The organism is Mucilaginibacter rubeus, assembly GCF_003286415.2.
In the GTDB taxonomy this organism is placed as follows: domain Bacteria; phylum Bacteroidota; class Bacteroidia; order Sphingobacteriales; family Sphingobacteriaceae; genus Mucilaginibacter; species Mucilaginibacter rubeus_A.
The window spans coordinates 176,181-201,799 of record NZ_CP043450.1; the positions used below are offsets into that span (position 1 = coordinate 176,181).

Genomic DNA, 25,619 nt, shown 5'->3' on the forward strand with positions numbered 1-25,619 from the left:
TAACTTTAAGGCCAATCAAATCAATCAATAAACCTGTAATCTTAAATCAAAATTTAATGAACCTGAAAAAGTGTTTACCTGTAATAATCGGGGGCTTGTTGCTTAACACTGGTGTATTTGCCAAAGTAGTAATGCCGGGAGTTTTTAGCGATAACATGGTTTTACAGCAAAAAACAATGGCCCGCGTATGGGGTAAGGCCGATGCCGGTAAAACCGTAACTGTTACCTCATCCTGGAATAATAAAACCTACACAGCGGTAGCCGATGCCGATGGTAACTGGAAGCTGAAGATTAAAACACCATCATACGGTGGGCCGTATAAGGTTACCATTGCCGATGGCAGAGATCCCGTTGTTTTAAATAATGTATTGATAGGCGAAGTGTGGATCTGCTCAGGCCAGTCGAACATGGAAATGCCTGTAGCCGGTTGGGGCCAGGTGAATAATTACAAGGAAGAGATCGCCAATGCCAATTATCCCCAAATACGCTTATTGCAGGTATCGCAAGCTAACAGCCTGATACCGCAAACCGAAGCTAAAATAGCTAACAACGGCTGGATGGTATGTTCGCCTCAAACTATTGGCGAGTTTTCATCGGTAGCTTACTTTTTTGCGCGGGAAATCAACAAGCAGGCAAATATTCCGATTGGCGTGGTCAGCACCAATTGGGGTGGTACCATGATTGAAGCATGGAGCGATGAAAATACATTAACCGGTAATCCCGTATTTAGTCAGCAAATCAAACAACAGCAGGAAACAGCCAAAACCGAAAGTCAGCAAACTTTTGCACAAAAACTGGACGCCTGGAACCAACAGGCTACGGCGGCAGATTGGGGCTATACCAATAACAACGCTTTTAACCCTGATACAACAGGATGGAGAACCATGGCATTGCCCCAGTTTTTTGAAAAAAGCGTATTGGGCGATTTTGACGGCGTAGTTTGGTTCCGGAAAAAGATCACTATCCCGGCAACTTGGGCCGGACAAGATGTTAAAGTTAACCTTGGTAAGATTGATGATAACGACATAACCTGGATCAACGGTGAAAAAATAGGCGCTACAGAAGGTTACTTACAATCTCGCAATTACACTATTCCCGGTTCAAAAGTAAAAGCCGGTGAAACAGTGATTACCGTGCGCGTTTTTGACAGTGGCGGCGGTGGTGGCCTTTATGGTGTTGACGATATGCAATTGATCTCGGCTTCGGGAGAAAAAATTAGTTTGGCCGGCAATTGGGATTATAAAGTAGGTTTTAATATGAAAAGCCTGCCGCCTGTACCGGTTGCAAATAACCCTAACAGGCTTGCAGTATTATACAATGCCATGATCAATCCGCTTACACCGATGGCAATCCGCGGTGCTATCTGGTACCAGGGCGAGGCCAATACCGGCCGGCCAGCCCAATATAAAGATCTGTTTGAAGGGATGATAAAAGGCTGGCGCAGCATCTGGAACGAAGGTGATTTTCCTTTTTACTTTGTACAGCTGGCCAACTGGCAGAAACGTGATACCGAACCTGTCCGTTCGGGGTGGGCCGAGTTAAGAGAGGCGCAGACCCAAACGCTTGAATTACCAAATACAGGCATGGCCGTAGCGGTAGACCTTGGCGAAGCCGATAATATCCACCCTAAAAATAAACAGGAAGTAGGCCGGAGACTGGCACTGGTGGCCCTGGATAAAACCTATCACAAATCGCAGCCTTATTCAGGACCGATGTATAAATCGCAAAAAATTGACGGCGATAAAATTGAGTTAAGCTTCAACTTTACTGATGGAGGCTTAAAAGCCCAGGGCGGCGACAGCATGCAGGGATTTGCCATAGCAGGTGAGGATATGAAATTTCATTGGGCTACAGCAGTAATAAAAGGCAACAAGGTTATTGTGAGCAGTCCCGATGTTAAAAGCCCGGTAGCGGTACGCTATGCCTGGGCCAACAACCCGGTGAGTACTTTATACAACGGGGTAGGATTGCCTGCTTCGCCTTTCCGTACAGATAATTGGGAGGGGAAGTAAAAAGCATAGTATTTAAACGACCGTCATTGCGAGGTACGAAGCAATCCTAAACTATACAGGGCGGAGCTGCTTATAGGGGATTGCTTCGTACCTCGCAATGACGGTTGTTATCATATAATGGAGCTACAACAACGGCCTCGGATCAAATATCACCCTGATGGAATTTATTTTGCCTTCAAATACGTGGTACCAGCCGCAGCTGAATATGGTTGTGCGGCCCATATCTATATCGTAAAAGATGCAAACGTCATCGCCATCGCTGAATACGCGTTTGATATCATATTTTAACTTCATCTTACGCATATCGGTGAAATAGGCTTCCGCGCCATCGCGTTCGCCAAGTACGCCTACAAATTTCAGGTCGCCGGCGGTGTAACCTCGGGCTGCCGCAAAATCTTCTTCATTTAATGCTTTTATAAATTGCAGTACTATATCGTTAGCGCTGCCATGGGGTGCATTTGCTTCTGTCGCCATAGGAATATATTTTAGTTACAATGTGATTGTTTTATAACTATCAATAATTATTCCTAAGCGCTGCCTTTACCGGAAGTTTTTAATACAGCACAAATTTTTTGCTGTATACTATTTTGCTATCATGGTAGATATTTAATACCCAATTACCTTTTAAAACCTCCGATTTTTTTTCGAGCGTGTAACTGCTGTTATTCACCATGTTTGCTGGGATGGCCAGGGGATATTTTAGGCTTGTATTGGTGGTGCCTTTGGCAGGATCATACACTGCCGGAAGTACCCATTCAACCTCGACAGGAACAGTGCTATTCCCATCGGCCGATACCTTGTATTCGGCACCAAATTGGATGCCCAATTTAGCCGGGATCCTTTGCGTTCTTTTTACCAGTACTGAGGTGTCGGTCACGTTATGGTAACCTGTAGGCGAACCGGCCATGGGTTCTTTGGCTACTGTTTTTGATGTATAAATGCCATAGCTTATTTCGGCAATTTCAAATGTATGTACTACCGTTTGCTGGGCGTTTGTACGTAGGTTGATAAGCAGCAAGAAGGCGATTACGCCAAGTGATAAAGGTTTGATCATTGTGTAAAGATTTATGGTTTTGCTAAAGTAATAATTGCCCCTTTCATTATCATATAAAGCATTAAAAAAATAGCTTAAATTTATTAGGATGAAAAAGCATTACGTAATCAAGCTAACCGGTAAGCGCCCAACGTTTCCTAATGACATGACCGATGATGAGCGGCTTATCATGCAGGCGCATTCTGAATACCTGAAAGGAAAGATGAAGGAAGGGCTGGTACTTATCTTCGGCCCCGTTTTCGACCCTAAAGGTGTTTACGGTTTGGGCATTGTGGTTGTTGATGATGAAACACAAGTGCAGGAAATCATCGCCAATGACCCGGCCAATGCGCTGGGGACTTATGAGGTTGCATTGATGATGGCCTTGACGCAGGCTTAGTTTAGGCTAATAACAAAGCCGCCCGGTATTACCCGCGCGGCCTAAAATCAAAACAACAAAATTAAAAAAATTAATTAAGCGGTGGCTGCAGTTGGGTAGTTACACCAATGCGGTTCCAGGCGTTAATGGTGATGATAGCCATAATTACCTGTGCTAAATATTTTTCGTCAAATAGTTCGGCTGCTTTTTTATAAGTTTCGTCAGATACGCGGCCGGTGATCAGGGTTACTTCTTCAGTTAAAGCCAGGATAGCGCGTTCCTGTTCGTCAAAGAAAGGAGCTTCATGCCAAACGCTGATATTGTAAATTCTGCGTTCGGTTTCACCTGCTTTGCGGGCGTCGGTAGTGTGCATATCCACACAAAAGGCACAGCCATTAATTTGTGAAGCACGAATCTTGATCAGGTCTTTATGACGGGTAGTTAACTCGGTGCTTTCAATGTATTTTTCAAGGGCTATCATGGCCCTGTATCCGGCTGGTTCGGCGGTGTTGATTTTTAAGCGGTTCATGTTTTTTTCTTTTTGTTGATACAAAGTTGGGGATAAACATGCCCTCAAAAAATGAACTGAGTTTAAGAAAATCAGATTTTTTTGGCCCTGATCCTGCTTAAAAACTGAGGGGTGAAGCCTAAATAGGAGGCCAGCATATACTGAGGTACCCGTTGTACAAAGCCCGGAAAAAGGCCGGTGAAGTGTCGATAGCGCTCTTCGTCGTTCTGATTAAAAATATAACCGATGCGCCTTTGCGATGCTACAAAGGCTTTTTGCATCATTACCCGGAAATAACTCTCCATTTGCGGCACAGCTCCGAATAGTGCTACACGGTTCTTTTCGCTAAGCAGCAATAATTCTGAAGCCTCGATAGTTTGAATATAGGTGGTAGCCGGTTGATGGTTAAGCAGGCTGTCCTGGTCGGCAATCCACCAGCTTTCCAAACCAAACTGGATAATTTGCTCGTTAAGTTTATTGTTAACAAAATATTGCCGTACCAGGCCTTTGATCACGAAATAGTTGCCCGCGCAAAGTTTGCCCGGCTCCAGAATAATTTCTTTCTTTTTAAATTTCTTCAGTTCAAAATGCTGGCAAATGATTTCCTCATCAGCCGGGGATAGTTGAATGTATCGTTTAATATGGTTGATGAGTTCGGGATACATAGATCAGGCGCAAATTAGTTGGCACAAATCTCAGAAATTGGATTCAATTAATGAATTTGTGTTTGTAAGTATACTATTGAACATAAATGCTATCTACGCCTAAGATCAAATAGATCATGAAAAAAGATGTTTCCATATGCTCCAATGTTCATTCCCCAAATTTTTGACTGGATACTGAATTATTGAAGATTTTAATTCCCGGTAATTTTGGTAGTAGTAGGTTGACAATTTTAGTATTCTTTCGTTGCCGGCTATCAAGTATAGATATTCATTAGCATTATTCTTATCAGATGTGGTATAGGTCAAGAATCCGTCAATGGTATTTATTTGATAAGTTTTCGTGAAGCCAAGACCAAAGTTGGGGACTTTGGTTATCGTGTTATCATTAATAATGATTTTGGGTGTTTTATGATTTAATTGATTCCCAATCAAACTAATTACGGCGCTGTTAAGAATGATAAAAGGAAATGATAGGAAATGAATGGGCGCGTCGTGGGCAAAAAGAACATCGAAATTAATGAAAGCATAAACAATTATAAGACACCACAAAAACAGGCAGATCAGCAAAAAGAATTTAGGCCAAAATTTGAATTTCGATTTCATGGGTTATCGTCAGTAAACTTTACCTGTGCCGTCTAATTCTGCCTTTTCTTCATAATTTAAACTCAAATCATCTTCAATTTTTTGCCTTGTTGGGCGCAGGTAAATAAAGTAGGCTATGATGGCGCCTGTTATGCCCAAAAAAATCATATTACCGGTTAATAAAAAGCCTACAATGCTAAATAATGAAGGGCCTTCAAGTAAGGCCAGCCTGACAATAGTTGCAGATTGATAGGCCATAAGTTTATCCTTCAAGGTACTATCGCTTTTGATATTACCCAATAATTTCAGGAACAGGAAATGGCCCGCGATAAAACAGGTTACAGCTAATATAGGTGCTATATAGATTAGCATATCATTGCCTGCGCTTTTTACCGGGTTTTTAGGGATGATAAATGTGACTGCTACAAATAATGTCTGGCCCGCTACAAGGGCCATGTGTATTATTGGGAGGGTTTTTACGATGGCCGCCGGGCTTTGGTTTTGTACTTGTTTGCTAATCATGTGATATGGCTGGTATTTAATTGCAGCAATTTAAATAATAAATTGGGAAATGGTCACAAACCGCCCCGATAATGTCGTTTTTGCCCCTCTTATCCCGGAAGTATCCTCCCTAACTTTATCCTAAACAAAATCAAAACTATCATGACAACTAAGGAAATTGTATTGCAGGTTCTGGACGCTTTTGACAATAACGACGTGGAGAAGATCTTAAGCTTTTTTGCAGATGATGTAGAATGGACTATGAGAGGATCATCTGTAACTGTTATGAACGGCAAGGATTCGGTTTATAAGTTTTTCGGCGGAATGGAAGATATAAAAATGGTTTCATCAACTAAAGATCATATCGTGGTTGATGGTAATATCGCCGCAGTTGACGGACTTGTTCAATGTAAAGGCAAAAACGGGGAAGAAATGGCTATGTACTATGCCGATTTTTATGAGCTGGAAAATGATAAAGTAAAAAAGCTTAGCTCGTATATAGTTGATAAAAAAGAATAAGCACCATCATATAGTTGATGGCGCTACGCCGAAGGTTTTCTTGAAAGAATATGAAAAGTGCGACAGGTTTTCGAACCCGACATCAAGGTAAACATCCGATGGTTTGCGCCCTTTTTCACGGATAAGGAAATAAGCTTCGTTCAGGCGCTTTTGCTGCAGCCACTGGCCCGGCGGGATTTTAAAGATTTTTTCAAAATCGCGCTTAAAGCCCGCGAGGCTGCGGCCTGTGAGGCGGGCAAACTGGGCAGTTGGCACGTTATACATATAATGCCGGTTCATGTAGGCTTCCAGGTCTATTTTATGCGGTTCGCTGAAATCGAACAGAAAGTTTTTTAGTTCGGGTTTCGCTCTTAACAATAGCTCAATTGCCTCACGGGTTTTGAGCTCGGCCAGTTGCGCGTTAAGCTGCGCCCCATAGGTGAAATAGGGCAGCAGCGAATCAAAATAGCCTTTTATAAAGGGATCATTAGTCAGTTCAATTAAAGGTTCACCGGTATAATGGCCAACTGGCGGGAACTTGTTTTCGGCTGCATAACGACGTAAAAATCCCTGCTCCAGAAATATATTGATCGATTTAAAATCGCCGCCCGGCGCTGGAACTTTTACTGATTTTACCAGTTGATTGCGGCGTACCAGGCCAATCATTCCCTGTTTAAAAACCTGTTTTTCATTATTGCTAAGCGAATGTACTTCGCCCGATATGATGTACCCAAACGCGTGTTCGGGTACAAACTGCTCGTTGCCGCGTTCCCTTTGCTCGGTACAGGAGTAAAGCAGGTTATTGAACTGGATATGGCTTTTATCTTCCATGTTTTGCTTAACGCTAATATAAATCAAACTTATTTCATCTGGCTGGTGATGAGCCCGTCGAAAGCACGGTCAGATAGCAGCTTGCGTAAAAAAAGCAGCAAGGAAGCCATATAGCCGCCATGGTAGCGGGTTTTGGGTTTTTTACTGGTGATGGCTTTGCGTACCAAGTTCACTATTACCATTGGGCCGGGAATTTTGGCCTCAACGGTTTGGGTTAACATGTTTGCGAACTTATTTGCTATAGAAGCGTATGCTCCCCTGCCAGAAACTTTAAGCAGGTTATCCGCCGCTATGCCACTCCATTCAGATTTAATGCCCCCCGGTTCAATAACCACTACGTTGATGCCAAATTGCTTTACCTCGTTGCGCAAACTGTCACTCATTGCTTCCAGCGCAAATTTGCTTGAATGGTACCAGCCGCCCAGCGGCGCGGCAAATTTGCCGCCAATACTTGAAATATTGATGATAGTACCCGAACGCTGATCACGCATGTAGGGCAACACCAACTGGATTAAGCGAGCAGCCCCGAAAACATTTACTTCGAGCTGATACCGGGCATCGCTCAACGGCACGTCTTCAATAGCTCCATACGAGCCAAAACCCGCATTATTAATGAGTACATCTATCCGGCCTTCGGCTTTTATAATGGTTTCAATGCCATCTATCATTTCGGTTTCCTTGGTTACATCCATGGCCAGTATCTTTACGCCAAGCTTGCTGATGTCTTCCATTTTTTCAACCCGGCGGGCGGCACCATATACTGTATGTCCATCTTTCAATAGTTCTTCGGCAAATGCTTTCCCCATACCGGCCGAGGCGCCGGTTACCAATATTACTTTCTTTTCCATTGTTTCAATTTTGATATTTTATTTGCTGTATGGCATTAGCCTTACAGCAAAACAAAGGTCGGATTAAAACAAGGGGGCAGGTTTGGTGTGTGGCTCAAATTTGCTTTGGTGTGGAGCTCAATTTTTTAGGCGAAAGGGAAAAGGTTAAAGGCGAAAGGTTTATTTTTTACGATTGATTAAACTTCTTCCAACGTCAGCAGGTTGTCAACACCCGCCCTGTCGGCTAATGATTTAAGGTGTTTTTTGCCGCCGTCTTCAGGTTTTACTACGGTGAGATAGGTTTTGCCCCGTTCGGTACTTACGTAAAAGGCCTGATTATTGTCTTCAATCCGGGCTATGGCCTCGGCGACAGAAATCACTACCCTTGGCCTGTCTAACGATTCATAATAACCAATGTGGGTGATCTGTTCAATCGGGCTTGATGCCTTGGGTTTATCGATGCAGTTTACCTGATAGCTTGCCATAAGTATAAAGAGGTATGGCTAAAGATATGCTTTATTAAATAAGATCACACTAATCTGCGGAGATTATCAGTATAAACACATTTAAGCTATCCTAAGATGACAATTACACCGTTTAATTTTAAAACCCTTACTTTTGCCGCTTATTAATTCCAGCAAATTTGTATTCAAAAGAACAGGCAACTCAATTAAAACAGGCGTTTTGGACAGCGTTCGGGCAGTATCTCAAACCCCAGCTTTCGGCAGATGGTCTGCGCACTAACTGGGTGAACTATAAAACAGGTATCAAGCACCTGTACTTTAAAATGGAAGCTGATAAAAAATCGGCTTTTATAGCTATTGAAATGAGCCATCCTGATGCCGACATTCAGCAATTGATGTTCGATCAATTTATGGAATTAAAGAATGTACTCAACGCTCAGCTTGATGAAGAATGGGACTGGCAATTGCATACTATCGACGAGTATAACAAAACTGTAAGCCGGATCATTAAAAGATTACCCGATGTAAGTGTATTTAAACAGGAAGACTGGCCCGCGCTTATCTCGTTTTTTAAACCAAGGATCATCGCGCTTGATGAATTCTGGAGTGTAGCGCAATATAGTTTTGAATTGTTTAAGTAAACTTTAAGGCTGGATAAAGTGAAAACTTACGAAGTTTTTAAAACTTCGTAAGTTTATAATTCTCAAGCGGAAAAATCTTACGCTACGTGTGCCACGTCATCACCGGCTCCTAAAAAGCAGTGATTTACAGTGTCAATAATATCGCTGATGTTAAAGGGCTTGGCAATAAAAGCGTCGGAACCGTAATTACCTAATGATTCGAGTACGCGCGGGTAGGCTGATACCATCACCACCGGAATGTGCGCTGTAGCCGGGGTTGTTTTGAGCATGTGGCAAAGTTCGCCACCATTAATACCGAATAAAATGTAGTCCAAAATTACAAGATCGGCATTGGCTGATAGGGCCGCCTTGCATATGTCATCAGTATAATTCAATACCTCAACTTCGTAGTGCTCCATTTCAAGAGCATCTTTCATCACTTCCAAAATATCCTCGCTATCATCAAGGATCAAAATTTTTTTTGACATAAATAATAATTGGTAAAGGAGACAACGCTGGGAACGTTTCTTTTGTTTTCAAAGTTATGTCCAATTATTGTAACAATCAAGTCACAACCTGAGGCTATAAAATTACAGCTTCAGGCTGTCTACCATACTATGAACAGATGTCAAAACTATATCAAGATTTGCAGGGGAATCAGTTACTTTCGAGATCATAATTCCGCCCTCGATCATTGCAATCATGCTTAAAGCTGTCTCTGTAATATTAATGTCCGGTTTTAGTTCGCCGGCTTCAATACCTCCTTTAATAAGGTTTTCGATGCCGGTTTTCCAGCGGATTACCGCTTTGGCAGCTTTATCTTTTAACAGCGGATTAGTGTCATCGGCATCAACAGCGGTGTTCAGGATAGGGCAGCCGCCGGGGATAAAATCACCCCGGGTAAAACTGTGATATACCTGGGCGTAAACCAATAGCTTATCATGATAGCTGGTAGCCCGTTGAATGCGCTCCTGGATCTGTTTACGCACCTTGCCCGAGTTATATTCAAATACTTCGGCAGCTACTTCTTCCTTGTTTTTAAAGTTGCCGTAAATGCTGCCTTTGGTAAGGCCGGTAGCCTCGGTAAGGTCAGAAAGAGAAGTGCCCGCGTACCCCTTTTTATTAAATACAGGTGAAGTACGCTCAATTATGAACTGACGCGTACGCTCGGCTTTTGACAATTCGTTTTCCATAATACAAATATACCAACTGGTATTTAGTTTTTAGTGATCACTAACAATAACAACAGGTCTGTTTTGTTTTTTACGGCTGATAACCAGGAACAGGAGCGGCATAGCCAGTAAGAATACCAGGCCAGAAAACAGGTAAGCATCCAGGTAGCTTAGCAGTGATGATTGCCTGTTGATGGTGCTGTCGATAACTGCTATGGCCTTGTTATGCGCGTCGAACGATGAGAAACCCCGGCTGCTGAAATAATTAGTTAACTTGGCTATCCTTGCCGTAGTTTGATCGTTAAAGATATTGATGTTCTGCAACAAGTCACTGCGGTGCAACCCGAAACGTTGGGCTACGTAAGTATTGATAACCGCTATACCGAAGGATCCGCCTAACTGCCTCATCATATTATTAAGGGCTGTACCCTGTGGAATATCTTTAGGTTCAAGACCGGATACAGCCAAAGCGGTAAGCGGAACGGTTAATAACGCGATACCCATAGCCCTATAAATAAGCGGGCCAACAAGGTCGCCGGGGGATGCCTCCAGATTCATGTGCGACATTTGCCAGGTAAATGAGATGAAGATAACGAAGCCCGCGGTGATAATAACCAGCGGTGATACGCCCTTCTTCAGCAGCGTTGCTGAAAACAACAAACCCACAATGGCCAGCACCGCGCCCGGTAATAAAATAAGGCCGGTAATGGTAGGCGGAAATAGTAACACCCTTTGTGCAAGTACCGGTGTAAGGAATACGGATGTAAATAACCCAAAGCCGGTCACAAATGTAAGGATGGCGGCAACTGCCAGAGATTTACTTCGCAATACACGCAAATCAATAACCGGGTTAGGGGTTGTCAATTCCCACCAGATAAATGTGCTTAACGAGATAACAGCTACAATAGTTAAAACGATAATGTAATTGGCAGAAAACCAATCGTCAGTTTCACCACGTTCCAGCACAGTTTGAAGCGATCCAATGCCTATGATCAGCAGGAGAATACCCCACCAATCTACACTTTTTACTTTGGCTTTTATCTCAGGTTCGGTAACCAGCAATAAGCTTGATACGGTTACAGCGATACCGATAGGGATGTTAATGTAAAAGATCCATGGCCAGGTGTAATGCTCGGTGATAAAACCACCAAGTGTAGGGCCAATTGTAGGGCCTAAAAACACGCCTACACCAAATAACGCGCTGGCTATGCTTACGCGCTCCTTACCATAAACCTCAAATACAATGGCCTGCGATACTGATAGCAATGCACCGCCGCCAATGCCTTGCAAGAAGCGGAAGGCGACCAGCGTCCAGATATTTGAGGCCAGCCCGCACATAGCCGAAAAGAAGGTAAACGCGATGATGGAGCCGATATAATAATTGCGGCGACCGAGTTTTGTGGTCAAAAAGCTGGTCATGGGTATTACTATAATGTTAGCTATGGCATAAGCCGTAATAACCCAGGAAGTATCTTCAAGCGTGGCGCCAAGGTTACCGCTCATGTGCGATAGGGCTACGTTTACTATTGAGGTATCTATCAGTTCCATGATAGCGGCGGCTATAACGGTTATGATAAGGATGCTTTTTTTCATTGGAGTATGAATTATGTACTAATAATCGTCCTAAAAAAATACCAATCGGTATTTTTTTAGGGTAAAAAAATTAAGCCAGAGAATTATCTCTGGTGAAGGGCTTTCAGGGCTTCGGCTGGGTTTGACAGGAACAAGCGGTAAAATGGCTCGGTACCACCAACACGGATTTCGAAGTTATTGCTTTCAAAACCGGCAATAAACTCATCAGCAACCTGTGAAGCTGGGATACCGTTATGACCACCAATCTCTGCCGAAAATTCGGTATCAACCAATGGTGGCATCAATTCAAATACTTTAACATTGGTATCTTCTAAAGCTACCCTTAACGAGATGGTATATGAGTGTAAAGCAGCTTTACTTGCCGAATAGGTAGAGGTTTGTTTACCTGGCAAAAATGCAACTATTGATGATACGTTTACGATGGCAGCTTCGCTTTGTTGTTGTAAAACAGGCAACAATTTTTCATTTAAACGGATAACTGAAATATAGTTGGTAAACATTTCTGCTTGCGCGTTTTCGAAAACATTAGGCGTAGTAAGCAGGTCGTTGATTGATGCTGCACCGGCGTTATTGATCACTACGTTCAATTGAGGGAAATCTTTAGTCAGTTTTGCGGTTAACGCTTCTACATCACCTGCATTTGATATATCGGCTTTAATAGCAGTTACGTTTTGCAATTGGGCCGCTGCTTTATCCAAACGTTCCTGGTTACGGCCAACTATAATTACATGGTTATTTTTAGCTGATAGTTGTTTTGCAATTTCAAAACCTATGCCGGCACTGCCGCCGGTAATAAGTACTGTATTTTGTGAGTTTTTCATTTTGTTGAGTGTTATTAATTTCGACAAGACAAAAATATACCGATTGGTATATTTTTTTATCATCTTTCTGTCATTGTTGTAAATACTTGGTTTTTAAGGACGGAGGGGAGTTTGCGCTCGATTGGACGAGTACAATTGTTAGAAAACTATGTCATTGCGAGGAGGAACGACGAAGCAATCTCGTAGCTATGCAAATCGAACATGCATTAGCTACGAGATTGCCACGCTTCGCTCGGAATGACATGAGTTTTTGGGATGTTTTGAAAAAGCCTTTTACGAAAGTATAAACACCGATAAACTCCTCGGCCCGTGGGCACCGATAACTAATGATTGCTCAATATCAGCCGTTTTTGAAGGACCGGAAATAAATGCGCCATAGCCGTAATCGGCCGCGCCAATGACCTGGTAGGCCTGGGCCATGGTAGGCACAAAATTATCTTTGCCAATCACAACTGCCAGATGCTGGGCAATAAAAGGTAATACCCGGCTGCCCATATCCTTTTCGGTGAGCCAAAGTGCGCCGTTTTCGGCAACGCCAAGTTTGGTGCGAAGTACCGTTAGTTCCACATCGGCAAAGTTGTGGCCGTCTTCGTGTTTTACGGTTTCGGCATAAATGTAATCGCTCAGCTCATCAAGGGCCGATATGATCTTCACCCCTGGTTTAAATTCATTATTGATGATGGCTTTGATCTCGTCAAAACCATTCACCTCGTAAACAAAGCTGCCGCCTGCTGTAGCTATGGTTTTGTATTTTGATACCAGGTCCGTTCTGACATCGGTTAACGTATTCAATACCTCCATATCAGGCAGAGGCAAAGCTGCTGGCTGATTAAATTTTACAGCGGCTAATATTTTTTCGCGGCTCATGAGTTTTTTGCTCCTTTCCTTTTGGCATACCACTCGCCAAATGATTCGTCGGGTGCTTTAGGCATTTCTCTTTGGTTATACCAGGGGTTTAATTTATTGTTTACCGCGAATGGGGCATATTTAAATACCAGTCGACCGGTTTTGCCGCCCATACGGTATAGTGTCGGCGATGCCAGCGTTAAAGCCATGGCTTTCATGGCCATAGTTTTTGCTTTAGGCGAATATCCCTCCTTCACTATAACCTGCCGCCATTTATACAACTGATCATGAATATCAATCTTTACCGGGCATACATTACTGCACGAACCGCAAAGGGTAGAGGCAAAGGGCAGATCGGCATATTTTTTCATATCCAGGTTAGGGGCCAGGATAGAACCAATTGGCCCGGCAACGGCTGTATGATAACTATGCCCACCGCTTTTACGATAAACCGGGCAGGTGTTCATACAGGCTCCACAACGGATACATTTTAATGAGTTGCGGAATTCCTCACGACCCAGTTGGATGCTGCGACCGTTATCAACAATAATAATATGAATTTCGCTGCCATCCTGCGGCTTGCTAAAATGGCTCGAATAGGTTGTAATTGGCTGTCCGGTGGCGCTGCGGGTAAGCAGGCGCAAAAATACACCCAGGTGCTTTCTTTCGGGAATGAGTTTTTCAATACCCATCGAGGCAATATGGATCTCGGCCAGGTGCGCCCCCATATCGGCATTGCCCTCATTGGTGCAAATCACAAATTCGCCGGTTTCCGCAACGGCGAAGTTAACACCCGTAAGTGCCGCGCGACGGGTTAAAAATACCTCGCGCAGATGCTGGCGGGCCGTTTCCGTCAATATTTTAGGATCCGATTCGCCTTTGGCCGAACCTAAATGCTCGTGAAAAATATCGCCTATCTCTTCTTTCTTTTTGTGGATACACGGCAGCACGATGTGGCTTGGCGGTTCATTGGCCAATTGTACAATGCGTTCGCCAAGGTCGGAATCAATTACGTCGATGCCATGGTCTTTCAGGTAGTCGTTCAAATGGCATTCCTCGGTAAGCATCGATTTACTTTTTACCATTTTGGTAATACCGCGTTGCTCAAGCAGGCTGTGTACAATCTGGTTATGCTCTGCAGCATCGGCAGCCCAATGTACTATGATGCCATTTTTAGTGGCGTTGGCCTCAAACTGCTCCAGGTAGGTGCTTAAGTTTGAGAGTACGTTAAATTTTATTTGCGATGCCGTTTCACGCAGTAATTCCCATTCGGGGAGTTTATGCGCGGCAATATCCCTTTTGGCGCGTACCCACCACAGGGTTTCATCGTGCCAGTTTACACGGGGTTCATCGCGGTTAAAGTCGGCAGCTAAATGCGGGTGATCTTTGGTAGTGGTAGTACTCATTGCATGCTGTGGTTTAAAATTTCGGCCACGTGAATTACTTTAACATCGCTGTTTTGGCGGCGTAAAATACCTTCGAGGTGCATAAGGCATGAAAGATCGGCCGAGGTGATGTATTGTGCCCCGTGTGATACGTGATCGGCCACGCGGTCTTTACCCATTTTGGCCGATACAGCTTCCTCAACCACGCAGAATGTTCCGCCGAAGCCGCAGCAATCGTCCTGGCGGCTTAACGGTACCAGTTCAAGTCCGTTAACCATATCAAGTAGTTGGGCCGGTTTGCTGAAAGGTTCCGCAACCAGTTCGCTCATCTGGGCTATGCGCAAACCACGCAAGCCGTGGCAGCTTTGGTGCAAGCCAACCCGGTAAGGGAAACTGGCCGACAGTTGTTTCACCCGTAATATATCAACCAAAAATTCGGTAAGCTCATAAACCTTTTTGCGGATCTCCGTTGCCTGTTCCTCTTTCCCATCAGCATGTAAATGCTCTTTGATGTGCAGAGTACAACTCCCCGAGGGACAAACGATATAATCGTATCCCGCAAAATTATCGACAAATAAATTATTGCAACCGCCGGTTAAATGCTCATAGCCCGAATTGGCCATCGGCTGTCCGCAGCAGGTTTGATTTTTGGGGTAATGGACCTCACAGCCAAGTTTCTCCAGTAACTCCAGCGTGGCAATGGCCGCTTTGGGATAAAACTGGTCAACATAGCAAGGAACAAACAAGGCAACTCTCATCGTTTACACGTTTACTTTATTGGTTAAAGCAATATTAGCGTTTATAATTTGCACAACTATCCTTTGGTATCCTGTAGGCAAATTAAACGGTTATACACTAAACACCGAAAGTACAGCTAAGTGTGATACGAGTTTTCAATTTTATTTGCAAAATGTTGACGTTTATTTGCAGAAAAGGGAGAATTGTCTGAGCCGGGATTTGGGACCCGTATATACCACCACGTCATTGCGAGGCACGAAGCAATCCCCGATTAGTAGAGCGGCTCTGTATAGTTTGGGATTGCTTCGTGCCTCGCAATGACGGTTGGATTAAGAAGTAGGGTACGGAGGAACTTACTGCACATACGATAACTTCACATCCTTATAAGCAGGTTTCTGAAGTTGTTTTTTTAATCCTTTAAAGCTTTCTGTAGGGCCTTGCGCAGCAAACATATTAATAAGCCAGGCTGGTACCGAGCCTCCGGGATCAAGATGTAGTGTGTAAATAATGCTCACATGGGCACTGTCAATGGGGGTAATAACCCATCTGCCGGTTGAGTTTTCAACCCTCACAATGCCATCTTTGGCAGGTACCATGTTTGAGATGACCGGCGCATCGATAGTAACTACTTTGGTTTTGGGATCTTGGGTTACTTTTAAATGCGCCACAAAGTCGCGGTTATGCACCGGCCATGGAATATTTACCTCCGAGTAATAATATATATCTGAGGGAGATACTTCTTTAATAACAGTGGCCGATTTGGTATGATAAACCCACTCGCTGCAGGTTTTAATATCCATTAGTACAGCTACCAACTGGGCCGCGGTAGCATTAACGGTACATTCTACTTTAATGGCTTTGATCTTTGAATCGGGAATGTGCCGGGTATAAACCCTGATGCCTTCCTTGTCGGTGCTTAGCGACCATGGCTCTTCAGGTCCTGCCACGGCAAATTTGGCAATAAATAATAAAACGATGATAGATAATATCCTGCGCATGGTATAAGTGACTGTAAATAAGGTGTGACAAATTTATATACAAAAACAGGCCGGGGTTGCCCCGGCCTGTCAGTAAATGGTCATTTGATATGTGCAGATATTAAAATATGAAAATGCTATGGCATTTCTGGTAATATTATTTTACCTCGAATACATAACTGCCCGCGTTTATTTTGTACAATGCTGGGTTGTTGATCGCCTTGCCTGCAAGATAAACTTTACCCGCCGGGAAGGTAATGGTGGCACTTGAGTTTGCAGGCACGGTCACTTTATAAGTTACTCCGCTGGCGGTACGTTGCCATGATGAAACAATGTTACCGTAAGGGCCTTTGTGAGTAGCAGTAAATTCATTTAAGCCAGGTACAAAATGCGGTTGCAGCAATACATTTTTAAAACCAGGATGCTCGGCATCCGGATGAATGCCTGCAATGCCTTTGTAAAGCCATGCGCCAATTTCGCCAAACATGATGTGGTTAAGGGAAATATCGGATTTGGCATCTATCTGCCAGTTTTCATACAGGGTAGTAGCTCCGTTTACCATCCACCAGCCCCATGAAGGGAAGGTTTCCTGCGATGCTATTTTGTAAGCTACATCCGGGTAGCCATTATCGCTTAGTGCGCTTAAGATAGCTTTGGCTCCTAATATGCCTACATCCAGATGGAAATTATCGGCCTCAACACGTTTTGCCAAATTGGCCGCGACTTTACTTTTCATGTTTTCGGGCACAACTCCCCAGTAAAGTGGTACGCTTAGTTCTGTTTGTAAGCCTTTGCCGTAAATACCGGTTGTGGTATCTAAATATTTAGCATTGATAGCGTTTTTAATCTTGTTGGCCAATGCCGAGTATTTTATATAGTCGGCCTGTTTGCCTAATATTTTAGCGGCTTTGGCCAATATGCTGGCATCGGTATAGTAATAAACCGATGAAGTTAACTCAACCGGCGAAACTGATTTTACCGGTACCCAATCGCCCAGGCCCCAGGTGGTGAGACCGCTTGGGTAAAGTTCATCAATGTGGTTCACATATTTTTCGATGGCGTTATAACTATCGGCCAATAGCTTACTATCGCCATAAAACAAATAAATATTATACGGAATAATGGCGATGGTGCTTGTCCAATCGGGGCCGTTACCCCATTCGTAGCCCCAGCCACCGGTTGGGATAATAGATGGCAAAACGCCGTTGGGCTGCTGCTCGTCGCGATGATCGGCCAGCCATTTTTCATAAACTGTGATGCCATCAAAATTGTATAAACCCGTTTCGCTGGCGATGTGCGCGTCGCCTGTCCAGCCATTCTTTTCACGCTGTGGGCAGTCGGTTGGGTAACCGAACAGGTTACTTAAGTAGCTATTGTTAGTGGCAGTCCAGATTTGGTTAATAGTTTGGTTAGATGCTTTAACGGTACCAATAGGCTCCACATCGCTGTGCATAAAAAACGCTTTGATGTTGTCCTTACCAATCTGGATAGGTTTGCTGGCGCTTACCTCGATATATTGAAAACCTTTGTAATTGAAGCGCGGCGAAAAGGTTTCCTGGCCTTTGCCGCCTAAAATGAAAATATCAGTTTGGAAAGGATCTTTATCATCGGTAGGGCGGTAGTGCAAATCGATGTTTGATTGGTCAACGTGTCCATTCTTATTTAGTCTTTCAGCATGTTTAAGGCGGATCACCGTACCCGAATCGCCTTTAACCGTAATTTGGCTTACACCCGAAATATTTCGGCCCATATCAAATACCCAAACATCACTGTCGAGTTTGGTAATGCTTTTAGTGCTGATGGTATCAACCGCGCGGATAGGCTGCATAGCCTGCGATACAATATTCATAGAAGGCGCCGAACGGTTAATGACAGGTTTCCATTTACTATCGTCAAAGTTGGCGGTATTCCAACCCGGTTGTTCCAGCCTGCCGTCATAATGCTCGGCAGTGTAAATACTGTTGAAAACGACGGGGCTGAGTGATGTTTTCCAGTCTGTACCTGATTTTACAGTTTCAACGGTGCCATCGGCGTAGGTTATGCGCAAATCCATACAAAATGCCGGACGACCGCGCCATGGCGCCTGGTGAAAAAACCACACGGCGGTACTCTGGTGGTTATACCAGCCGTTACCTAATAATACGCCAACCGCATTTTTGCCGTTTTGTAATTGTGCTGTAACGTCATAAGATACGTAAAGCGTACGCCTGTCAAACCGGGTATACATTGGATCAAGCCTGTGATTGCCGATCTTTTTACCGTTTAGATAAAGTTCATATAAACCCGCGACAGCGATATAAGCCCTTGCCGAGCGAATTTGTTTAGCTACCTTAAATGTATTGCGGAAATAGGGGGCAGGGTTAACCGCTATCCCTTTGTTATCGCTAATCCATGAGCCCTTCCAGTTTTGCATGTTCATCATACCGGTTTCAAAACTGGCTACCGGCGATGCGGTAAGCTTTTTACCAGTCTTATCCCAAAGCTGAACCTTCCAGTAATATTTAGTAAAAGGTTTTAGTTGTTGACCACTATAAACGGCAAGGTTATTTGATGAAGCTATTTTGGTGGTGGTCCACGCGTTGCCTTGGCCTGTTGAAACAGCAACTGAATCGGTACCTACATAAAGCTGATAAGCACTTTGGGCTGCACCCTGTGCTTTATCGTTCATTAACCAGGTTAAGCGGGGATGCGCATTGTCGATACCTATGGGGTTTACAAGATATTCGGATTTAAGACCTGCAGCCCCCGGCGTTTGGGCTTGTGTTACCGAAAAAGAGCAGCATAATAAGGCAATGCAAAGCAATGGCTTACGTAAAGGGTGTTTCATGTGGTTAAGATAGCGGTTTATACAATATTGGCCAAAGGCTATGAAATGTTGTCGCAATCAACAATGTTAACCGGATAGATTGGCATTGGCATCCTGAACTGTCTTATTGTCTGAACTCGAATTAAACAAATTTTTTGAATTTATCGAATCATCCATTTTGCTGTAATTCTGAGAATTCAATTAATTTCAAAAATTCTGGTTCAGACAAATTCACGCTGCCAGTTTGTTGGCGCCGAGCGGTGGTGACATTAAATAATACACAATAACGCACATAAATACACAAATTTATACATTTGCACCATGAGCAAGCTTTGGCAAAAAACTACCAACGTTAACGAACTGGTTGAAAACTTTACTGTTGGTCGCGACCGCGAATTTGATGAGCAAATGGCGGCGTTTGATGTTTTAGGATCGTTGGCCCACACCCGTATGCTGCAAAGCGTAGGGCTGATGGACAGCAACGATCTGGAGCTTGTTCAGCGTGAGTTGAAAAATATTTATGCCGATATCGCGCAAGGCGGCTTCAAAATTGAAGAACATGTTGAGGATGTGCATTCGCAGGTAGAGTTGCTATTAACCCAACGCATTGGCGATGCCGGTAAAAAGATCCATAGCGGCCGCTCCCGTAACGACCAGGTTTTGGTAGATCTTAAACTGTTTTTCCGCAGCCAACTACAGGAAGTTGTTGAAAGTACCGAAACTCTGTTTCGCCAGCTTATCGAACTGAGTGAAAAACATAAAGATGTGTTATTGCCGGGTTATACTCACCTGCAGGTAGCTATGCCATCATCATTTGGCTTGTGGTTTGGTGCTTATGCCGAAAGTTTGGTTGATGATTTGGAATTGGTTTTAGCTGCTTATCGCATTACTAATAAAAATCCGCTGGGTTCGGCTGCCGGTTATGGCTCGTCGTTTCCGCTTAACCGGACCTTAACTACACAGCTTTTAGGTTTTGATAACCTGAATTATAACGTAGTTTATGCGCAGATGGGGCGTGGTAAAACCGAGCGCATTATAGCGCAGGCTATATCAACCATCGCGGCAACGCTTGCTAAGATGGCTATGGATCAAACCCTGTACCTGAGCCAGAATTTCTCTTTCGTGAGCTATCCGGATGCGTTGACAACCGGAAGCAGCATTATGCCGCATAAAAAGAACCCGGATGTTTGGGAAATTATGCGCGGCAAATGTAACCGCCTGCAGGCATTGCCTACCGATGTAGCCATGATGACCACCAACCTGCCATCAGGCTACCACCGCGAACTTCAGTTGCTGAAAGAGCTACTGTTCCCTGCCTTTGCCGACCTGAAACACTGCCTTCAAATGGCAACCTTCATGCTGCAAAATATCACCGTTAAAACAGATATCCTGAATGATGCTAAATACGCATACCTGTTCAGCGTAGAAGAAGTGAACCGTTTAACCCTGAGCGGCACACCATTCCGTGATGCTTATAAACAGGTTGGTTTAGCTATCGAAGCTGGTGATTTTAATCCAGATAAAACCGTGAACCATACACATGAAGGCAGCATTGGTAACTTGGGTAATGAGCAAATCTCGGCTTCTTTCGACAAGCTGATCAATAATTTTGACTTCGGAAAAGTAGAGCAGGCAATAAAAGGGTTGGTTGAATAGTTATCTTAGTATCAGGATAATTCTGAAAACCCTGATACTAAACCAATGAAAAAACCTTATTACATCATTTTGCTGATGCTCATCGGCCTGGTTTCCTGTAAACAAGATAATACAGTTACTATCAGAGGCAACATCAAAGGCCTTAAAAGCAAGTGGGTTTATTATAAACCTACATTTCCTATTGGAGGCAAATCCATCGATTCGGCCAAAGTCACTGATGGGAAATTTGAATTTAACTTTCGGCCTGATACCGCCTTCTTCGCTGATATTGTTTCTTTAAGTTATAAAGATGAAAAGGGGAAAAGAGAGTATATAGCTGTTGGTAATCCGAATGAACCTGCTAAAAATCATTCCAGGTACGTTGATTTTGTTGTAGGGACGGGAGTGACAACAATAACCGCTGATCTTTCTAAAACTGAGGGGGCAATCCTGAACGGTGGATCGCAATCTGAGTCGTATTTAAAGAATATAACGTTGCCTTATATCCGCATAAGTAAAGACAGCGTTAGGAGAGCTGCCCAGACAGAAAGGATAAAAAAAATTATTAGTGAAAACCCCGACTCATATTGGAGTTTATCAGCATTGCATAATTTTAGATTTTACGTAGAACATGCCCAATTAATAGAATTATACAACTCTTTTGGCGATGCCGCAAGAACATCTTACTATGGTAGAAAACTGAAGCAGTTTATAGACAATCAACCTGCAAATAAAAGTCAGTTTGCGAACAGCATTTTCAATGATGTTGATGAAAAACCGGTAAACCTGGTAGATAATACTAAAAAACTAAATATGGTGATATTTTGGGCGAGCTGGTGCGGGCCATGTCGCCAGGAAATCCCATCCTTGAAGCGAATTGCAGCTCAATTTAATAAAGATGATGTAAGGTTTGTGAGCGTGTCAGTAGATGAAAAAAAAGAAAATTGGTTAACGGTTATGAAAGCTGAAGATATGCCTTGGCAGCAGTTGATCATCCCTCGGCCAATTTTTCAAAAAGCGCAAGTACAATACAATTTGGGATTTGTGCCACAGGTATACCTGGTTAATAATAAAAATATAGTAGTAAAAAAGATAGACGGTTTCGATGAGGGTAACGAAGAGCGCGTTAAAACTTTTATAGCCGATTATCTCGCGAAAAATTGATATTTGCGATTATATGGGCACGTTCTTTAATTGAAAACCATGGTGATTTTGCTTGATATTGATGGTGTATTGGTAACCGAACCTGCATGGCGAAAAGTTGAATCGGAAGCAGACGGATTTATGCGGTTTGATAAACAATCCGCCAATAATCTTGCACATATCTTAGCAGAAACAAATGCCGCTGTGGTTTTAACTACAACACATCGAATTAATTTCACCAATCAACAGTGGTTTGAGATATTTAAGTTAAGAGGGATTGCTATAAATAGTATTTCGAAGTTAAACAACAAGCTATCTCTTGCCGAACTGGGGGAAAGGGGAAAAGAGATTGAAGTGTGGGCAAAAGATAATTGTGATGAAAATTTTGTAATTCTTGATGATGATCCGTCAATAAACCAACTGCCCGAATGGATAACACAGCGATGGGTAACCATAAAGCCATTTAAAGGAATTGACGACGAAGCAAAACAAAAGACTTTATCAATCCTGTTAGATCGGTGAAATCAAACCAATCAGAAATATCAAAAAGGTGAAATCAGCGCAATCAACGTAATAAAAACAATCAACGGTCATGAACGGACAAAACAGAAGCGATATATACCCAGGCCTTGAGGTTGACATTATACTTAAAAAAGATCAGCGTACCGGTACGCTTACACGCGGCTTTGTGAAGCGATTGCTTACCAGTGCGGCTTACCACTCGCGCGGGATAAAAGTGCAGCTGGATGACGGACAGGTGGGCCGTGTGGCATGGATTGTTGAGGAAGAAGATTAAGTTTAGTATCTTCATTTAATCTACACTAATCATCTGCATATTTACCGTGTAGCCTAAATGATATGTCTCAAAAAGCCAGAACAAAAACAAAAGTTTTTTTTAGTCTTGACGCCCATCACCGCCTCCTGATCTCGTTGGGAGCTGCCGCGATAACTCTATTTCTTTCCTGGGGGCATTTTTCGGCACCGGTAATTGCTTTGGTAACCTGGATAGCGTTTGGTATGTGCATTATTATTATGGACTGGATCATTATCCTGACAGCCCAACCGGCCGAGATCCGAAGGATAGCGAGTATCGAGGACTCGAGCCGTACGCTGATATTTTTGTTTGTGATAGTGGCTTCAATGGCAAGCTTGCTGGCAATAGTGTTTTTGCTGATATCTACTAAAAATCAGTCGGATGAGATAGTGACAGCAAGGGTTTTACTGGCCATGGGGTCGGTAATTGTTTCATGGTGGCTGGTGCATACTATTTTTACGTTGCGATACGCACACATGTATTACGCCACCGATCCTGATGACGATAAAAAAATAAAGCCCTTAGGCGGCCTTGATTTTCCGGGCGATCTGAAAGAGCCTGATTATCTCGATTTTGTTTATTTCTCATTCGTTATTGGCATGACGTTCCAGGTATCCGATGTCGAGATCTCGGCCCAGTCTATCCGCCGCCTGGCCTGGTTGCATGGTTTAATTTCTTTCGCCTTTAATACAGCTATAGTAGCTTTGAGTATTAATGTGATATCGGGGATGATATCGAAGTAAGGTTGACTGCGGATTACTGATGTCATCCTGAGTGGTTTAAATTTGTTGGTCTGTGAAGGAGAAATGACAAAAGTAGGAGCCGTCATGCTGGGCCTGTCGAAGGGTGCGCGCAGAGGCCCTGCCCACCATGCTTCGACAGGCTCAGCATGACACCCACTTTTTAATTATTGTCATCCTGAGGGACGAAGGATCTTCTTCGCTCTGTATTGCGACTTTGCATATTAGAGAAGATTCTTCGCTATAGCTCAGAATGACAGGAGATTTCGAATACAGAGCGCCTCCGAGTATTTAACCTCTCATTGTAACATTTAACTATCTCCACCCTCCACAATTTTCAAAGTAGTTAAATATTTTGTTACTTGTAATGCCTTTTATTTTAAACATTTATGCATAGAAGAAATTTCCTCAAAACCGGCTCGCTGGCCGGGCTAACGATATCTACTTTGGTAGCTGCTTCCTGCAATCAGCCATCTGCGACGAGCAAAGCCGATGATACTGTTGCTGCCGAAAACAGTAAGGACGATATATTTGAACTGAGCGAAATAACGATAACTGATCTGCAGCAAAAAATGCAGAGCAAACAGTTTACTTCAAGGCTCATCACCGAACTGTACCTGAAACGTATAGATCAGATTGATAAAAAGGGTATTATGCTCAACTCCGTGATCGAGCTTAATAAAGATGCCTTGAATATGGCTGATGCCATGGACAGGGAAAGGGAAAAAGGCAAAGTACGCGGTCCGCTGCATGGCATACCTGTACTCATCAAGGACAATATTAATACGGGCGATAACATGCATACCACGGCAGGTTCATTGGCTTTGGCCGATAATTTTGCCAAACAGGATGCTTTTATAGTGCATAAGCTTCGCGAGGCAGGAGCTGTGATATTGGGCAAAACCAATTTAAGCGAATGGGCAAATTTCCGGTCTACACATTCAACCAGCGCCTGGAGCAGCAGGGGAGGGCAAACTAAAAACCCTTATATTTTAGACCGAAACCCCAGCGGTTCAAGTGCCGGAACGGGAACGGCTGTAGCAGCTAACCTTTGCGTGATAGGCATTGGCACCGAAACTAATGGCTCTATTGTTTCGCCGGCTTCGGTTAATGGCTTGGTGGGTATTAAACCAACGGTAGGTTTATGGAGCCGGTCGGGAATAATTCCTATTTCTAAAACTCAGGATACCGCCGGCCCAATGACGCGTACGGTTAAAGATGCCGCCATACTGCTCGGCGCACTTACCGGGATAGATACGCTTGACCTGGCAACCCTTGGAAGCAAAGACAAAGTAGAGGCTGACTATACCAAATTTTTAGATGCCAACGGTTTACAAGGCAAACGGCTTGGTATAGAAAAATCGGCATTAAATGATAATCCGGCTGTTGTGGCCTTATTGCAGGAAGCTATCAAAACGCTGAAAAGCAAAGGAGCCGAGGTAGTGGAGATAGAATTGAACAAAGAGCTGAAAACCATCAATAATAGTGAGTTTAATGTGCTGCTTTATGAATTTAAAGACGGCCTTAACCAATATTTTGTTAATGCTAACAGCAAAATAAAAACGCTGGCTGATGTGATTGCCTTTAATAAGCAGAACGAGGCCAAAGCCATGCCATTTTTTAAACAAGAAATTCTGGAGCAGGCCCAGGCCAAAGGCGATTTGAACAGTAAGGAATATCTTGAAGCGGTTAAGCAAACCAATGCAGGCACGCGTAAAATTATCGATGATATGCTGGCCAAATACAAGCTTGACGCGATTATAGGAACTACCAATGGTCCGGCGGTATGTATTGACCTGGTAAATGGTGATTATGATAATGGCTTCAGCTTTTCCGGGCCGGCTGCTATGGCGGGATATCCGCATATTACGGTACCTATGGGACTGGCGCATGGTCTGCCAATTGGCTTATCGTTTTTTAGTACGGCGTATAAAGAGGGGGAGATCATTAAATTAGGATATGCTTATGAGCAGGCATCTAAAAAGCGGGTTGCCCCGTTGTTTAAGCCCGATCTGTTTGCTTAATTTTG

The 25,619-nt window shown here is 43.5% G+C and carries 27 protein-coding genes; 10 read left to right on the forward strand and 17 right to left on the reverse strand.

Going from position 1 to position 25,619, the window contains the following annotated elements:
• The first annotated feature begins 56 nt into the window (after positions 1-56).
• Entirely contained in the window at positions 57-2,012 is a 1,956-nt protein-coding gene (locus tag DEO27_RS00700) for a sialate O-acetylesterase (RefSeq protein WP_112572575.1), read from the forward strand.
• A gap of 123 nt (positions 2,013-2,135) precedes the next feature.
• Here the strand turns inward: DEO27_RS00700 and DEO27_RS00705 are convergent, their stop codons facing one another.
• Positions 2,136-2,486 (reverse strand): nuclear transport factor 2 family protein, encoded by a 351-nt coding sequence (locus tag DEO27_RS00705; protein ID WP_112572532.1) that lies wholly within the window; start codon positions 2,484-2,486, stop codon positions 2,136-2,138.
• Between the two features lie 79 nt (positions 2,487-2,565).
• The gene (locus DEO27_RS00710) at positions 2,566-3,066 is read right to left on the reverse strand and encodes a DUF3859 domain-containing protein (RefSeq protein WP_112572530.1); all 501 of its coding nucleotides are present in this window, start codon (positions 3,064-3,066) and stop codon (positions 2,566-2,568) included.
• A gap of 88 nt (positions 3,067-3,154) precedes the next feature.
• Here DEO27_RS00710 and DEO27_RS00715 point away from each other — a divergent pair, with 88 nt between their 5' ends.
• Positions 3,155-3,445, forward strand: coding sequence for a YciI family protein (locus DEO27_RS00715; RefSeq protein WP_112572528.1), 291 nt, complete (start codon positions 3,155-3,157; stop codon positions 3,443-3,445).
• 70 nt (positions 3,446-3,515) lie between these two features.
• Here the strand turns inward: DEO27_RS00715 and DEO27_RS00720 are convergent, their stop codons facing one another.
• The 3 genes from DEO27_RS00720 to DEO27_RS00730 form a co-directional block, all read right to left on the reverse strand.
• Positions 3,516-3,953 (reverse strand): carboxymuconolactone decarboxylase family protein, encoded by a 438-nt coding sequence (locus DEO27_RS00720; RefSeq protein ID WP_112572526.1) that lies wholly within the window; start codon positions 3,951-3,953, stop codon positions 3,516-3,518.
• Between the two features lie 71 nt (positions 3,954-4,024).
• Positions 4,025-4,597, reverse strand: a complete 573-nt coding sequence (locus DEO27_RS00725; protein ID WP_112572524.1) for a Crp/Fnr family transcriptional regulator — start codon at positions 4,595-4,597, stop codon at positions 4,025-4,027.
• Positions 4,598-5,209: 612 nt separating this feature from the next.
• Positions 5,210-5,701, reverse strand: a complete 492-nt coding sequence (locus tag DEO27_RS00730; RefSeq protein ID WP_112572520.1) for a hypothetical protein — start codon at positions 5,699-5,701, stop codon at positions 5,210-5,212.
• Positions 5,702-5,842: 141 nt separating this feature from the next.
• Here DEO27_RS00730 and DEO27_RS00735 point away from each other — a divergent pair, with 141 nt between their 5' ends.
• Complete coding sequence (locus DEO27_RS00735) at positions 5,843-6,199, forward strand: nuclear transport factor 2 family protein (RefSeq protein ID WP_112572518.1); 357 nt, start codon at positions 5,843-5,845, stop codon at positions 6,197-6,199.
• 6 nt (positions 6,200-6,205) lie between these two features.
• Here DEO27_RS00735 and DEO27_RS00740 read toward each other — a convergent pair whose 3' ends face one another.
• The 3 genes from DEO27_RS00740 to DEO27_RS00750 form a co-directional block, all read right to left on the reverse strand.
• Positions 6,206-7,009, reverse strand: a complete 804-nt coding sequence (locus DEO27_RS00740) for a helix-turn-helix domain-containing protein (protein ID WP_112572516.1) — start codon at positions 7,007-7,009, stop codon at positions 6,206-6,208.
• 29 nt (positions 7,010-7,038) lie between these two features.
• Positions 7,039-7,857, reverse strand: a complete 819-nt coding sequence (locus DEO27_RS00745; RefSeq protein WP_112572514.1) for an oxidoreductase — start codon at positions 7,855-7,857, stop codon at positions 7,039-7,041.
• A gap of 176 nt (positions 7,858-8,033) precedes the next feature.
• The gene (locus tag DEO27_RS00750) at positions 8,034-8,321 is read right to left on the reverse strand and encodes a DUF3892 domain-containing protein (RefSeq protein ID WP_112572512.1); all 288 of its coding nucleotides are present in this window, start codon (positions 8,319-8,321) and stop codon (positions 8,034-8,036) included.
• Between the two features lie 158 nt (positions 8,322-8,479).
• On the opposite strand from DEO27_RS00750, the gene DEO27_RS00755 reads away from it, so the two are divergent.
• Positions 8,480-8,941, forward strand: a complete 462-nt coding sequence (locus tag DEO27_RS00755) for a DUF4268 domain-containing protein (RefSeq protein WP_112572510.1) — start codon at positions 8,480-8,482, stop codon at positions 8,939-8,941.
• A gap of 77 nt (positions 8,942-9,018) precedes the next feature.
• On the opposite strand, the gene DEO27_RS00760 is transcribed toward DEO27_RS00755, so the two are convergent.
• The 9 genes from DEO27_RS00760 to DEO27_RS00800 all read right to left on the reverse strand — a co-directional run bounded on the left by DEO27_RS00760 (position 9,019) and on the right by DEO27_RS00800 (position 19,279).
• Positions 9,019-9,408, reverse strand: coding sequence for a two-component system response regulator (locus DEO27_RS00760; RefSeq protein ID WP_112572508.1), 390 nt, complete (start codon positions 9,406-9,408; stop codon positions 9,019-9,021).
• Positions 9,409-9,510: 102 nt separating this feature from the next.
• Positions 9,511-10,113, reverse strand: a complete 603-nt coding sequence (locus DEO27_RS00765; RefSeq protein ID WP_112572506.1) for a TetR/AcrR family transcriptional regulator — start codon at positions 10,111-10,113, stop codon at positions 9,511-9,513.
• A gap of 30 nt (positions 10,114-10,143) precedes the next feature.
• Positions 10,144-11,685, reverse strand: a complete 1,542-nt coding sequence (locus DEO27_RS00770) for a DHA2 family efflux MFS transporter permease subunit (protein WP_112572504.1) — start codon at positions 11,683-11,685, stop codon at positions 10,144-10,146.
• Positions 11,686-11,768: 83 nt separating this feature from the next.
• Complete coding sequence (locus DEO27_RS00775) at positions 11,769-12,506, reverse strand: SDR family oxidoreductase (protein WP_112572502.1); 738 nt, start codon at positions 12,504-12,506, stop codon at positions 11,769-11,771.
• Positions 12,507-12,779: 273 nt separating this feature from the next.
• Positions 12,780-13,373: a lactate utilization protein C gene (locus DEO27_RS00780; RefSeq protein ID WP_112572498.1), complete on the reverse strand. Its 594-nt coding sequence runs from the start codon at positions 13,371-13,373 to the stop codon at positions 12,780-12,782.
• Positions 13,370-14,758 carry a lactate utilization protein B gene (locus DEO27_RS00785; protein ID WP_112572496.1) on the reverse strand — a complete coding sequence of 463 codons (1,389 nt, stop codon included), beginning with the start codon at positions 14,756-14,758 and terminating at the stop codon, positions 13,370-13,372. Before DEO27_RS00785 ends, DEO27_RS00780 begins: the two co-directional genes overlap by 4 nt.
• Positions 14,755-15,495, reverse strand: a complete 741-nt coding sequence (locus DEO27_RS00790; protein ID WP_112572494.1) for a (Fe-S)-binding protein — start codon at positions 15,493-15,495, stop codon at positions 14,755-14,757. The genes DEO27_RS00785 and DEO27_RS00790 overlap by 4 nt, the downstream gene beginning before the upstream one ends.
• Positions 15,496-15,828: 333 nt before the next feature.
• Positions 15,829-16,473, reverse strand: coding sequence for an START domain-containing protein (locus DEO27_RS00795; RefSeq protein WP_112572492.1), 645 nt, complete (start codon positions 16,471-16,473; stop codon positions 15,829-15,831).
• 136 nt (positions 16,474-16,609) lie between these two features.
• The gene (locus DEO27_RS00800) at positions 16,610-19,279 is read right to left on the reverse strand and encodes an alpha-L-rhamnosidase (RefSeq protein ID WP_112572490.1); all 2,670 of its coding nucleotides are present in this window, start codon (positions 19,277-19,279) and stop codon (positions 16,610-16,612) included.
• 300 nt (positions 19,280-19,579) lie between these two features.
• Between DEO27_RS00800 and argH the strand changes: the two genes are divergently transcribed.
• The 6 genes from argH (at position 19,580) to DEO27_RS00830 (ending at position 25,614) form a co-directional block, all read left to right on the forward strand.
• Entirely contained in the window at positions 19,580-20,914 is a 1,335-nt protein-coding gene (gene argH, locus DEO27_RS00805) for an argininosuccinate lyase (RefSeq protein ID WP_112572488.1), read from the forward strand.
• Between the two features lie 45 nt (positions 20,915-20,959).
• Positions 20,960-22,057: a TlpA disulfide reductase family protein gene (locus DEO27_RS00810; RefSeq protein ID WP_112572486.1), complete on the forward strand. Its 1,098-nt coding sequence runs from the start codon at positions 20,960-20,962 to the stop codon at positions 22,055-22,057.
• Between the two features lie 39 nt (positions 22,058-22,096).
• Entirely contained in the window at positions 22,097-22,558 is a 462-nt protein-coding gene (locus DEO27_RS00815; protein WP_112572484.1) for an HAD domain-containing protein, read from the forward strand.
• A gap of 70 nt (positions 22,559-22,628) precedes the next feature.
• The gene (locus DEO27_RS00820; RefSeq protein ID WP_112572483.1) at positions 22,629-22,832 is read left to right on the forward strand and encodes a YwbE family protein; all 204 of its coding nucleotides are present in this window, start codon (positions 22,629-22,631) and stop codon (positions 22,830-22,832) included.
• A gap of 62 nt (positions 22,833-22,894) precedes the next feature.
• Positions 22,895-23,593: a DUF1345 domain-containing protein gene (locus tag DEO27_RS00825; RefSeq protein WP_112572481.1), complete on the forward strand. Its 699-nt coding sequence runs from the start codon at positions 22,895-22,897 to the stop codon at positions 23,591-23,593.
• 386 nt (positions 23,594-23,979) lie between these two features.
• A complete protein-coding gene (locus DEO27_RS00830) occupies positions 23,980-25,614 on the forward strand; it encodes an amidase (protein ID WP_112572479.1) in 1,635 nt (544 codons plus the stop codon).
• Positions 25,615-25,619: the final 5 nt, after the last annotated feature.